The 13,890-nt window shown below is 53.4% G+C and carries 9 protein-coding genes; all 9 read left to right on the top strand.

Going from position 1 to position 13,890, the window contains the following annotated elements:
• The first annotated feature begins 318 nt into the window (after positions 1-318).
• On the top strand, positions 319-2,859 hold the full coding sequence (locus AAIE03_RS05695) for a DUF2169 family type VI secretion system accessory protein (protein ID WP_058707448.1): 2,541 nt from the start codon (positions 319-321) through the stop codon (positions 2,857-2,859).
• Positions 2,856-3,926, top strand: coding sequence for a pentapeptide repeat-containing protein (locus AAIE03_RS05700; protein ID WP_206116808.1), 1,071 nt, complete (start codon positions 2,856-2,858; stop codon positions 3,924-3,926). The genes AAIE03_RS05695 and AAIE03_RS05700 overlap by 4 nt, the downstream gene beginning before the upstream one ends.
• 12 nt (positions 3,927-3,938) lie before the next feature.
• Positions 3,939-4,544 (top strand): DUF3540 domain-containing protein, encoded by a 606-nt coding sequence (locus AAIE03_RS05705; RefSeq protein WP_498562862.1) that lies wholly within the window; start codon positions 3,939-3,941, stop codon positions 4,542-4,544.
• Between the two features lie 9 nt (positions 4,545-4,553).
• Positions 4,554-4,946, top strand: coding sequence for a DUF4150 domain-containing protein (locus tag AAIE03_RS05710; RefSeq protein WP_014605535.1), 393 nt, complete (start codon positions 4,554-4,556; stop codon positions 4,944-4,946).
• 47 nt (positions 4,947-4,993) lie between these two features.
• Positions 4,994-7,558, top strand: a complete 2,565-nt coding sequence (locus AAIE03_RS05715) for a type VI secretion system Vgr family protein (protein ID WP_498562863.1) — start codon at positions 4,994-4,996, stop codon at positions 7,556-7,558.
• Complete coding sequence (locus AAIE03_RS05720) at positions 7,533-8,051, top strand: hypothetical protein (RefSeq protein ID WP_227008708.1); 519 nt, start codon at positions 7,533-7,535, stop codon at positions 8,049-8,051. The genes AAIE03_RS05715 and AAIE03_RS05720 overlap by 26 nt, the downstream gene beginning before the upstream one ends.
• A 123-nt stretch (positions 8,052-8,174) precedes the next feature.
• Positions 8,175-8,990 carry a hypothetical protein gene (locus tag AAIE03_RS05725; RefSeq protein WP_498562864.1) on the top strand — a complete coding sequence of 272 codons (816 nt, stop codon included), beginning with the start codon at positions 8,175-8,177 and terminating at the stop codon, positions 8,988-8,990.
• A 12-nt stretch (positions 8,991-9,002) separates the two neighbouring features.
• Positions 9,003-9,443 (top strand): DcrB-related protein, encoded by a 441-nt coding sequence (locus AAIE03_RS05730; protein ID WP_498562865.1) that lies wholly within the window; start codon positions 9,003-9,005, stop codon positions 9,441-9,443.
• Between the two features lie 3 nt (positions 9,444-9,446).
• Positions 9,447-13,886 carry an RHS repeat-associated core domain-containing protein gene (locus AAIE03_RS05735; protein WP_498562866.1) on the top strand — a complete coding sequence of 1,480 codons (4,440 nt, stop codon included), beginning with the start codon at positions 9,447-9,449 and terminating at the stop codon, positions 13,884-13,886.
• The last annotated feature ends 4 nt before the right edge of the window (positions 13,887-13,890 follow it).

Raw genomic sequence — 13,890 nt, forward strand, 5'->3', positions numbered from 1 at the left:
TTTCCTGATTTTATAGCATGCTGTGGGGTTGGCGTAAATTATGCAAAGACGCATAATGTTAGTGCGAGTTTGCCTTAGGTATAGGGCGTTGTGTTATTTGAGCGGAAAACTAACCGCTATAGAAATTTGGTAATGAATTTAGCCTTATTGTAATGAAAAACAGCCAGGCATCATCAAACTGAATACCGTCGGGTCAACAGAGTAACAAAAATATCTTGATTAGTTTTTGACTGACATCTCGTCCTGTTCTTTGACTGAAATCTTGGCCGGGATAGCCGGGTCTTAGTTCTACACGCTTTATATAAAGGAAACCCAGGCATGAAAATTATTAAACCTCTCCGCCTGAGCGTACTTAATCGCCCTTTTCGCTGGCAGGGTAAAAACCATCTTGGCGTTACCGTGCTGGCGTTAGCCGATATGAGTGATAACCCGAAGCTCCGCCCGGAAATGGAGCTTTGGCAACTGGCTGCCAGCGAGTTACAGACCAGTGGCGGCGTCCTTGATTTGGCCATCCCGAAAGTGTGTGCTGAGTTTCTGGCGACGGGCAATGCCTATACACATCATCAAAGCGATAAAACCGCCTGCGCGGCAAAGATTGAAGTCGATACGCTAAGCAAGTCGCTGGCGGTATTTGGCGATCGCTACTGGGTTGGAAATAACATCACAGCGCCGCAGCCCTTTGAAGAAATGCGACTGGACTGGAGCCGGGCTTTTGGCGGCGAAGGGCACGATGACAATCCCTATGGCATTGGCATTCATCCCGAAATACATCAGGGCCATGAGTTCGTCCGCCTACCTAACATTGAAGCGATGAGCGGACGTCTTACGCAGCCTAAACAAAAGCCTGAACCTGCTGGATTTGGTCCGCTGGATATTAGCTGGCCACGACGTCTTAGTCGTATGGGAAAAAAATACGATTCCAGTTGGTTACAAAATGATTTTCCCGGTTTTGCGCGCGATATCGACTGGAAAGTCTTTAATGCTGCCAGTCCTGATCAATGGTGGGCAGATCGCGATACCTTACCTGAACAAGCCGCCTGGCGAATCTGGAATATGCATCCGCAAAAGCCGGTGCAGGAGGGCAAACTCCCTCCCTGGCAGGCACGCTGCTTTATTAATCGTCAGCGCGAAGATGAAACACTGTTTGAGGAAATTTCACTGCGGGCAACCACGGTGTGGTTCTTTCCTCATCTGGAGCAAATGGTTCTGTTATGGCAAGGGAACACGCGCATCAATGAAGATGACGCGGCTGATGTCTTGCAGTTGATGCCCGCGCTGGAAAAACGGGGTTCGCCACGCTCGGTCAACCATTACCGCAAGGTGCTCACGCAACGCCTGGACAAGGAAAACGGGGCGCTCTTTTCATTCCGCGAAAAGGATCTTATTCCAGATGACACGATCGGCCCCTGGATTGATAACCAGATTGAGCAAACGCCCAGTCCGATGCGGGATAATATGCAAACGCGGGCAAAACTTCTTCGTGAGCAACACCGTGCGCGTATTGAGGCATCCGGTGGAGATATAGGTGACTTACTCAACGAACCCGATGAGCCCGAACTGCCGAAGCTGGAAGACCTGCCGGAGTTTATCGAAAAAATGGAGCGCCAGGCCGAGGAGATGAAGGCACAGGCAGAGCAACGTAAACGCGATATTGAGGCTCGTTATCCGCAAAATGGAGGTGACGAACATCAGCCGCGTGGTCCGGAAACGCTTTTTCGTATGCAGGAAATGCTCCAGCGCAACAAAGCGAGCTTAAGTGAGAAAAAGCTGGCACAGATGCGTGATGCTCTTCATCAAATGTACCTCCTGTCCGTCAACAGTCAGCCACCCGCCCTGCGCCTGAAGGGCGACCTGGCACAGATCATTCGTCAACGTGCGGAAAGGACGCTTGCTCAGGGTGGAAACTTTAGCGGCATGGATCTGACCGGCGCGGACTTTACGGGTATGGATCTTCGCGGTGCCGACTTTAGTAAGACGCTGCTGGAATGTGCCGATTTAAGTCACTGCCAACTGGACGGGGCCAATTTCAACAGCGCAATGTTGGCGCGAACCGAATTGCACCATAGTACGCTACGCAACTGTAATTTTGAACGTGCCAGCTTTGCTTTAGCCCAGTGTTGCCAAAGTGATTTCTCGGGATCGTACTTTAAAGATACCCAGTTGCAAGAAACGCTTTTCGATAACTGTACCTTTAATGAAGCGACCTTCTGTGAATTATTGTTCCGGGAAACCTGGTTTACCCAATGCCGTTTTCAGCGCGGCATCCTTCAGGCTTGCGTGTTTATGGAACTCGATTTGCCGGGTCTTGATTTTACAGAGGCGAAACTCAGTAAAACGACATTTATAAAATCCACACTGGAACAGGCTGTTTTTAACCGTGCTGAATTAGAGAGCTGCTCATGGGTGGAAACGCAGGCTGATGGGGCAACTTTCAGCGGCTCAATCTGGTTGACCTGTGCGGTGGCTTCCGGCAGTTCCCTTAATGATGCAGATTTCACCCACGCCACGCTGCGGCAAAGTAATCTGCGCCAGACACCGCTTAACGCTGCGGTGTTTACCCAGGCAAAACTGGATAACAGTGATTTGAGTGAGGCAAGCTGTAAAGGGGCTAATTTTCAGCAAGCGAACCTGGCAGGCAGCCTGTTTGTGCGCACGGATTTTCGCGATGCTGACTTCACTGATGCCAATCTGATGGGCGCGATATTGCAAAAAAGCCAGTTAGGTGGTGCACGCTTTTCTGGTGCTAATCTGTTTCGTGCCGATCTGTCTCAGGCTTTTACCAGCGAAACCACGGAACTTGATGGCGCCTTTACAAAGCGTATCAAAACGTTGCCGAAGCGTGATGGAGAAATTGTATGACAGCGCTCACTCCAGCGGAGCTGCATCGGCAAATCAAACAAGGTGAGGTCGTCAGCGAGTTAAACCTGAATGGCCTTAATCTGCAGGGATACGATCTTTCTGGTGGGATCTTTCAGGACGTGTCCTTAACAGGGGCGAATCTGCAGGGGGCCAATTTAAAAGAAACGGTTTTTACTGAATGTCAGCTTGACCAGGCTGATTTGCGCCAGGCAAAAATTGAGCAGACTGTCTTTAACCAGTGCGAAATGTCGGGGTTAATGGCAGATGACTCAAGCCTGAGCGAAACCGTATTTAACCAGTGTGCGCTTACCAATAGCAGTTTTGCGCGTAGTACCTTGCTAAGCACGCAGTTTATGCAATGCCCGCTCGCGCAAGCTCAGTTTACACAGGCACAGTTTGATCGCTGCGTCTTTTTTGAATCAGTACTGGATGGAACAGACTTTGAGGGCTGCAAAAGTCTGCTGACGACCTTTTACAGCATTGACCTACGCCAGACAGTCCTGAGTGCGGGTGAGTTTGAACGTACGGTATTTTTTAAATGCGACCAACGCGAAAAGAATTATGCACATCAACGGTTTATTGGTTGCCAGTTCATGGACTGCGCGCTGGATAAAGCGCTGTTTAATGGTGCTCAACTTTCGCAATGCAATTTTAAAGGCGCTTCGCTTAAAGCCGCTCAGCTTAATCAGGTAAACGCCAGCCAGGCCCTCTTCATGGAGGCCGATCTCACTGGCGCACACTGCAAAGGAAGCCTTTTCGATCAGGCCATTTTCGTTGGTGCCGTGCTTGAGCGCACTGATTTTACAGGCAGCCGTTTTTTCCAGAGCATCCTGCAACAGGTAAAGGCCTCTCAGGCGCTCTTTATTCGTTGCGATTTAACGTACAGCGACTTTACCGCGGCCGATATCAGCATGGCAGACCTACGCGGTGCAACCTTTTCACGAACGCGCATGCACCGGGCGCGCCAGGAGAACGCGCAGTTCTCTGGTCGTCAGGGCATTCTTGAATTTGATGAAGAATTACTGGCAGCTGAAGCCTGGAGCGCGCAGCGCCAGAGCCGCAGTTGAGGAGATCAAGCAATGAATAATGTCAATCATACGCTGGCAAAAGCCATTTTACCGCCGGTGCAGGCTGCGGGGGTTGTCACGCACTGCTTCGTCGATGGCAGCCTGACAGTTGAATGTGAAGGGCGAGGCTGGCATTGTCGCCGGGCAGCAAGTTGCGTCATTGTGCCGCAAACGGGTGACACAGTATTAGTCACCAGCGTCGAAAACCAGATTTGGCTACTGGCCGTGCTGGAGCGTAGCGATCCGCTAAAGGCCGAACTCAGCGTACCGGGCGATTTACATATCAATAGCGCCGGTGAGCTGAGCTTAAACAGTGCCGCGCTGCGCGTCAGCGCTGAGCAAGGGGATTGCCATATCAACGAGATGAATTACAGTGGTGACAAACTGTCTGCATGGGTCAGTCTTTCACGTATCGTGGGCAAACGGGCAGAATCCGTATGGCAAACCATCACGCAGATTAGCCATAACCTGCTGCGTACCACGCATAACACAGAGCAGGTCCGTGCCGGGCAACTGGATATGAAAGCCGAGGATTACGCACGTTTGCACGCTCACAATACGGTAATCACCTCGAAAGCAATAACCAAAGTGGATTCTGAACAAATCCATATGGGTTAAGGAGTCAATATGTTTGCAAACTGTCAGCTTTTTGGTGTGGATCTGGCTTTCCCGGATGTGTGCCTGACGCCGACGCCCGCACCGGTGCCGATTCCTTATCCCGATATTGCGCTGGGGCCGACAGCAATCCCAAATGCGCTAAATATCCTTTTCATGGGAATGCCTGCGCATAATATGGCAACCGTAACGCCACTCACCAACGGCGATAACCCAGGCGTCGCAACCGGTGTGGCATCGGGAACGGTCATGGGACCCTCGCGTCACCTTACCGGTTCATTCACGGTGTTATTGAAAGGCACACCGGCAACGCGGCTTACGAGCATGAGTCTGCAAAATTCAACGAATGCGATCGGCATGCGTATTGTTCCCAGCCAGTTCAAAGTATTGATGCTTGCGCCTTAACGCGTTAACCCTTTTTACCAACCCCTTTTCTGACAGGGATGAATTTTATGTTTTCACGTATTACAGTCCAGTTACCCGCACAAGGACTGCTGTTCCGACGTCTGAGCGGCAGCGAAGCGCTGTCCCAGTCGTTCGTGCTGCAAGCGGAGCTGCTCTCCACCGACGCGCGCATTGATCGTAAGTCGTTGCTGGGCAAGCCGGTTACTTTCACGCTGCCGACGGACGGTCTGCTGAGCGCGGTGAATCCGCGCTACATCAACGGCAAAATTACTCAGATAGGCGTGCGCAGCGAGGAGCTGGGCGGCGTGCGCTACGCCGTTTACGGGCTGACGGTGGAGTCGGATCTGTGGCCGATGAAGCGCGACCGCAACCTGCGCATCTTCCAGAGCCAGACGGTGCCGCAGATTGTGCAGACGCTGCTGAAGGAGTACGGAGTGAACGTGGAAACGCGCCTGGCGGGAAGCTACCGGGTGTGGGAATACTGCGTGCAGTATCAGGAGAGCAGCTTCGACTTTATCAGCCGGCTGATGGAGCTGGAGGGGATTTACTACTTCTTCCGGCACGAGGCGGACAAGCACACGCTGGTGCTGTGCGACGCGCCGGACCAGCATCAGGCGTTCCCGGGCTACGAAACGATAGCATACCACGTGACGCCGTCGGGCGGCAGCGTGACGGAAGAGGGCGTGAGCCAGTGGGCGCTGTCGGAAAGCGTGACGCCGGGGATGTACAGCACGGACGACTACGACTTCCGCAAGCCGAACGCGTGGATGCTGCAGGCGCGGCAGAACCCGGTGTCGCCGACCCCGGGCTCAGTGGACGTTTACGACTGGCCGGGTCGCTTCGTGGAGCACGGTCACGGCGAGTACTACGCGCGTATCCGCCAGGAGGTGTGGCAGGTGGAGCACCACATGGTGAGCGGGAGCGGGACGGCGACGGGCATCGCGCCGGGCTACACTTTCGCGCTGCTGAACGCGCCGCACTTCAGCGACAACGGCAAATACCTGGTGACGTCGGCGCACTACGACTTTGAAGAGAACAGCTACGCGAGCGGCGACGTGGGCGCCACGCGGCACAACATTGACTTCACGGTGCTGCCGGCGGCGGTGACGTACCGTGCGAAGCCGGAGACGCCGTGGCCGAAGACGCACGGCCCGCAGACGGCGAAGGTGGTGGGGCCGAAAGGCGAGAGCATCTGGACGGACAAATACGGCCGGGTGAAGGTGAAGTTTCACTGGGACCGTCTGGCGAAGGGCGACGACACGAGTTCGTGCTGGGTGCGCGTTTCAAGCGCCTGGGCGGGCCAGGGCTTCGGCGGGGTGCAGATCCCGCGCGTCAACGATGAGGTCGTCGTGGACTTCATCAACGGCGATCCAGACCGTCCGTTGATCATTGGCCGCGTTTATAACGAAGCCAGTATGCCGCCATGGGCACTACCGGCTGCCGCCACACAAATGGGCTTTCTGAGTCGCTCGAAAGACGGCACTGCGGATACCGCGAACGCATTACGCTTTGAGGATAAGGCGGGCGAGGAGCATTTGTGGATCCAGGCGCAGAAGAACATGGATACCAACGTCAAAAATGACGAAACGCACAGCGTTGGTGGAGAACGAAGCCACTATGTTGCTAAAAATGAGCTGCATAGGGTTGAAGCCAATCAGAGTCAGGCTGTAAAAGGCGGAACCGAAATCCTGACTGGCCAGGGTAAAGTTGATGCCGTAGTTGAACAGTATGTTCTGGCGTCGGGAACACAGTTGAGGCTTGTTTCTGGTGAAAGTGCTATCGAGCTCAATGCCAACGGAACAATAAATCTTATTGGAAAAGATTTTAACTTCTTTGTTGAGAACGATGGACATATTACGACAGGTGGCAAACTGAATCTGAATACGTCGGGGGCTAAACCTGGCACAAGTGCGCCGGGTGCAGGCCACAAAGGCGATATTGATGCGGCCGTACAGGAGAAATTTACGCCGGGAAAGCCTGATACGGCAGGTGCGCTGGCAAGCGCACCTGCCGACGCTTCAAACAATGTTGCTAATCCCACTCGTGTTCAAACATCCTCTTTTAGCGGTTATGGCAAAGATGTCGATAATTTGGTTGAGAAATCACCTACCATGAAACAGGATATCACTACACTGAAAAAGCGCGGATGGGTTTTTAAAGAAGGTGAGGCGGGCAAGGGGACTTCAGCGGATCGTCAGGGCCGCATCATAACCGTCGATAAAAGCCAGATGAATAATGCCGCTAAAGTCGTCCAGTCGCTGTCACATGAGAGTGGGCATGCACTTTATAAACCCTATATTGATCTGAGTTCTAAGAATAGTTATCTGAACAGTACACTCAGTGATGAAGGCGCTGCCACACTAAATAATATTCGTGTACAGCGTGAAATCATTGCTAATCAGGGGGGAGACATCGGTATAGCCGGTAATGCTGCGAATCAGAAGGATTACAACAGTATCTTCGACTCCTTGCAAAAAGGTGACATAACTGAGAGTGACGCAAGAATGAAAATTGGGCGCATCTTTGGAAAGGGTGAACAGACCTCCACCACTAAGGAGTTTTACGAAGATTATTATGGAGGTTGGTATGATAAAAATTACCCGTCAAAGTAAACTATCAGTCATATTAGTGGCAGGTTTTTTTATAAGCGGATTAGTGGAAGCAAAGATGCAAGCAAATGATATATGGAGTTTTGTCACTCAGATGAGTTCCAGTGTGAAAAGTTTGTCTGTGCAAGCTATTCACAATGCCCCAATGGCGTTCACATTAAAAAGTCAGAATGAATATATCAATTTTTACAGCGCTGACCGGGTCAGGCTTAACGATGCTTCCTTGATTAGCGATATTGAGTTGCGCTTGAGTAAAACCCCTGACGGAATGGCTCCCTTTCTGAGTTTTTCGCCACAAGGGAAATGCATTACACTTAATGACATAAAAGAACATTATCAGGCTATCCGGTTAACGGATTATCCACGCGGACAGTCTGAAAATGAGCTCACCAGCTACACATCATCCCCTGATGCCAACGGGCAGGTTATCACCTTTTCGTTTACGGCTAAAAATCCGGACTGCCTGAGTAGAGTCATTATTACCACTGACGACTAAAGAGACTCGTTCTCAGTAATAACCGTTAGGCACAACACTCAGCAGCAATTTTTTCCCTGTTCGATTATCTTGCTCGAATGCCCCTCTCTCATTAGAAGATATATGACGTTAATCAGGTTTTTTTTGGCACTGGCGTTTTTGCTAACATCCGTTGTAAGCGAGGCAAATACGGTGCCGACAGTATCAGCGCCTCCACTTAGCAATAACGATTTCTCGGTCCTGCTCAACGACTACGCTTTCACCCCCGGCGACGCATGGAACAACCAAAGCTTCATACGCGCAGGCAAAGCCCTGAGTTCCGTTGTGGCCGGAGAAGTCGTCATCAATGAGCAGCGGTACAACTATTACCAACATACCTATGAAGGCTTTCAGTTATTCAGCGCGACAGCGGTAGGAAACGCCAGCCATGCAATTCTGGCAGAGATCCTATTGGACGGTGCCAGCGTGCCGACGGCTCGTAACATAATCGTCGGCGATAGCGTGGAACAGGTTCAGAAAGCCTATGGACCCGGAAAAGAAGAGAACAGTGATAATCAGCACTGGCTTATCTATAAGATGGGTGAGAAGCAGTTGATGTTCGAAATTGACCAGCAAAAAGTCAGCCACATTATGTTGAATACCACCATGAGTGCAGAGCAACATGAAGTCAGCGCTGATCAGGCTATCGCCTTAGCGACGAACGCGATTCATACTTATCACCTCACAGCGCTTGATGATCAATGTCTGAGATACGACCTGGATGACACCAGTGAGAAGGCGTTCTACATCATCACGGTTCGTGAAGACAACCATGACGTCAGTTGCGGCGGGGACCCGGATATTTCTCCCCGGCTTTTTGATATCAAAGTTGCACGTGATAACACACAGATACTCACAAATGCCGATAACGCGGATGGCGATTATCGTAGCCTGGTTCCACCCGCCACAAACAATCAATAAAACGGACATCCAATGAATTATCAGTTTAATGAAGGCGCTTTTGCGCTGTTTCCTGCTGCCTGGCAGGACACGACCATGAATATTTTGCGGGATGACGCCAGCGGACTGGCATTAGTGGTGAGTCGTGGTGTGATTCCTGAGGACAGCGATGCGGAAAAAGAGTTTCAGCGCCAGTGGGACACGTTGCGCAGCCAGATGGGCCACATTCAGCAGACGGAATTTGTTCGGGTTACGGCTGGCGCGGATAACGCTTTGCGTGCGCTAGAAGTTGAAACCGCCTTCGATCGTAACGGACAAGCCGTGTGGCAGCGACAGTTGGCGACCCGGGTTCCGGATAGCAACATCTTAATGATTTTTACCCTCTCCGCGATGCGCGCTTTCAATGAAGAAGACGGCCAGTGTTGGAATGCCTTCAAACAAAGCCTGAGTCTGAACAATCCACGGAAAGCATAAGCTATGGATAACCGTGCGGCCCGCGTGGGCGATGAAATCATTCATTCCAGCATTTTCGCTGATATCACCAGTATTGTCGCTGAGGGCGCAGCCTACGCCGTGATCGGTGCGGCGGTCGGTGTGGCGGCAACAGCAGCAGCACCATTGCTGGGTGCAGGAATGGCTGCGGCAGGCGTGGCAGCCATTGGTTCCAGCTGTCTGCTCAGCGGCATTATTGGCGGTGTATTAGCGAACGCTGCGGGCATTTCGGATGACATCACTAAAGCGGCCGATGGGCTGGGAGACATGATATTCCCGCCTTCTCCAGCCGGTGTGATCGCCAGCGGATCAGAGAATGTTCACGTTAATGGTCTTTTAGCTGCACGCGCAGCCGGGATGCTTACGCCCGGAGATACGCCGCCACCGGAGCCGCAATCGCCCAAGAGTTTCGCAGACTATGGCGGCATGCTGCTCTCTGCGGTGGGCCAGTTTGGCAGTGCAATGTGGCAACCCACGGTAGCCTCCGCCGACGCGGGCACCTCTCCGCTGGAACAGGACAAAGTGGCCTGTGAAAAGCACAGCGCACCGCAATATCTGGCGCAGGGATCGAAAAGCGTCTTTATCAATGGCCAGCCTGCGGTGCGCGCAAAGGATAAAACCACCTGTGATGCCACCGTGAGTGACGATGTTTCCCCCAATGTCATCATTGGTGGTGAAACCGTCACAGTAAGAGAGATTAAAAGTGGCAAGGTGCCAGGTCTGGCCGTGATGATGATCGGCCTTTCCCTGATTCGTGGTCGCCCCAGCCAGATCCTGAAAAACATGCCCTGCGCACTTGCTGGCGCGGTCGGTGGGATGATGGCGGATATGGCGATCAACGCCGCCTTCTCCTCGCTTTTCCCCGTTCATGCTTCCACCGGCGTCAAAGTGCTTAATGATGATGCCGAGCGCGACTTCTCCCTTCCAGGCCGTTTTCCGCTCAGTTTCCAGCGTAGCTATAACAGCCTGACCCAGCGCTGCGGATTATTTGGTCAGGGCTGGGCGACGGTGTTTGACAGCTATTTAACGCTGGATGGCAATCAGGCGACCTGGTTTGATGACAACGGGCGCGAGCTGAGCTTTGCGGTTCCCGGTGAAAAAGAGGTGCTCTACAGCATCAGCGAAGGGCTGATGGTAAGGCGCAACGAACTGGGTGATATCGCCATTGCCGACGACGACGGTGCGGTATGGCGTCTGTACAGACGCACGGCCGCCGATCCGCAAGTGCTGCGGCTGGCTTCTCTGAGCGACGAGTACGGCAATGCGCTGGAGATGGGATGGGATGAGCAGGCTCGCCTGGTGCGCATTCATGACGCGCCGCTGGCCATTGACGTTACCCTGCATTACGACGACAAACAGCATGCACAGCGCCCGACCTATGCCAGCCATTTTGATGGTGAGCAGCACTGGCCATTAGCGCACTGGACTTACAATGAACAGGGCCAGCTTGCCAGCGTCACCGATGCCGCAGGCGTTGTCTCGCGGCGCTTCCGGTACAACGATGACGGGTTAATGGTCTGGCATCAACTGCCCGGCGGGCTGGAAAGCGAATATCGCTGGCAGAAGCTGGATCACTGGCGCGTTGTTGAGAACCGCACCAATACTGGTGACGGCTGCCATATGCATTATGATCTGGATGCTGGCATCACGCGCGTATCGACCTATGACGGTCAGCAGCGCGAACATCACTGGAATGCTGCAGGGCTCATTACCTGCTTTATTGATGAGCGGGGCGAGACCTGGCGCTATGAATGGGATGAAAACGAACTCCTGACGCGCCGTATCGATCCGCTGGGTAATGCGGTGAGCTTCACCTATGACGATCTCGGCAACCGCGTTGAAGAGAAAGATGCGGACGGCGGTGTACAGGCGGTGCAATGGCTGTCACACCGTTCTCTGCCCACGGTCGTTGCCGGGGCTGACGGTGCCACCACGAAATACTATTACGATCCCCATCATGGCCTTGAGCGCGTGGTTGATGCGCTTGGGCAGAGTACCTTCTATAAGCGGGATGAGTTTGGGCTGGTTGTCGAAGAGATTGACGCGGCAGGCAACAGCTACCGCCGTGAATTCAATGATGCCGGCCAGGTTATCCGCGAAACAGACTGTTCAGGGCTGACGACGCGCTACCGCTATCATCCCCTTGGCTGGCTCAGCTGTGTGACTGCGCCGGATGGTGAAGAAACCCGGTATCACTATGATGCTGCGGGCCGTCCTGTTCTGCTGGAGCGGGCAGAGGGCTGGGAAGAGCGGTTGCGCTGGAGCGACAACGGCCTGCCACTGGCCCACGAGTCAGCGGATGGTAAACGTAGTGAATTCCGCTACGACAACGTCGGACGATTGATTGCCAACCGCAATGCCCAGGGTGAGACGGTTCAGCGCAGCTGGGACAGCCGTGGTCGGTTGACGGCGCTGCAAAACGAGAACGGCGAGCAGTATCAGTTCGAGTGGGGTGCAGATTCCCTGTTGCTGGCCCAAGTGGGGCTGGATGGCGTTGCCACGCGATACGAGTATGACGCGACAGGACGCACGTTATCTCGCACCTTTGCCGCCGGGCATCCTCAGGCGATTACCCATCGCTATCACTGGAGCCGGGCGGGACAACTGCTGGCACGGACCACGCCGGAAGGCCAGACGCGCTATCACTACAGCGGGGGTGGGCAGTTAAGTAAAGTGTCGCAGCATCTGCCGCTGTCTGACAGCGCGTGGAGCCAGCAGGCTGAGCAGGAGATTGCGTTTACCCATGATGCGCTGGGCCGCATCGTAGGTGAGCAGGGTGAACAGGGCGCGCTGGCCTGGGATTACGACGCGCTGGGTAACTGCACGGCCTTAACCCTGCCGGATGGTCGCAACCTGAAGCAGCTCTACTATGGCAGTGGCCATTTACTGAGCATCGCGCTGGACAACCTGCCGGTCACCGAGTTTACCCGTGACACCTTGCATCGGGAACTCAGCCGCACGCAGGGCGGCCTGACCACGCGCAGTGAGTACGATCGCTTAGGCAGGCTGCGCCGCCGTGACGTTTTCAAAGGGGAAGCACAGCGTCCTGCACCGCGCGTCTGGTCCCGCCGTCGCGACTTCGATTACGGCAACAACCTGATTCGTGAAGAGCGCGACGATAACCCGTTCAGCCAGACATTATGGCACTACGATAACGCCGGTCGGCTGCTGTCTCAGGAAGGCGCGCAGCCGGGTAATGAGCAGTGGCGCTGGGATGGCGCAGGCAACCCGCTGGATCGCCATGCCGCTTCCCATATCATGCATAACCGCGTAACTGAACTGAACGGTATCCGCTGGCAGTACGACATTCATGGCCGTACCACCGAGAAGGATGACGGCCAGACCCGCTGGTGCTACCGTTACGATGGTGAGCACCGCCTGACGGATGTGATCAGCGAACCGCGGGACCGCAATAAGCCATGCACTAAGGTAAGCTTCCGCTACGATCCGCTGGGACGTCGCATCAGTAAAACCCGCCAGCAGCTGTTACAGGGCAGGCCGTCTGCCAGGGCCGTCACAACGCGCTTTGTCTGGGAAGGCTATCGTCTGCTGCAGGAGATCCACGACGATACTCCACTTACCTATGTGTACAGCGACAGCCAGAGCTATGAGCCGCTGGCCCGTATTGATGGCATGGAAAGCCCGGAGATATTCTGGTTTCACTGCGCGGCAAACGGGACGCCGGAACTGCTGACCGACATTGAAGGCCAGAAGACCTGGGAAGGTGTGAACAGCCCATGGGGCAAACTGCTGCGCGAGTCTAACCAGCGAATTCCGGTGGTGGAGCAGAACCTGCGTATGCAGGGCCAGTACCTGGACCGTGAAACCGGGCTGCACTATAATCTGTTTCGCTACTATGACCCGGACAGCGGCCGGTTTACGCAGCATGACCCGATAGGGCTGGCGGGCGGGATTAATTTATATAGCTACGCACCAAATGCTTTAAGCTGGACTGATCAATTAGGTTTAAATCGATGTAAAAATGATTATAAATATGACATGGTTAACAACCCTGGTCCTTTGGCAAAAATAAATGGGAATCCAGCCGCAAACTTTGCGGGTGGGAAATATAACGTTCATGTTTTGGAACATGATTTAGTACTTTACAGAGCAGGTAAAGCTGGCGGTGGTAAAAATGCTTTAGGACAATGGTTTACTAGAAATCCTGCTGATTCTGTAGCAAAAGTACATATAGACTTAGCTGTAAAGCCGCAGTGGATAGATAAGAATGGTACATTGACAGGTACTTCTCCAATCGAGTCTGTATATAAGATAGTTATTCCTAAAGGAACTACTATTTATGAAGGACCTGTCGGCTATCAAGGTGGGGCCTATCTCGGTGGGCAAAATATAACTCAAATATTTGTTGAGCAACCATGGCGACTAAGTGGAGTAGAAGTGCTTGATAGTTGGCCGTTGAGGTAATTAT

It is taken from the genome of Pantoea sp. Ae19-2 (genome assembly GCF_059801205.1).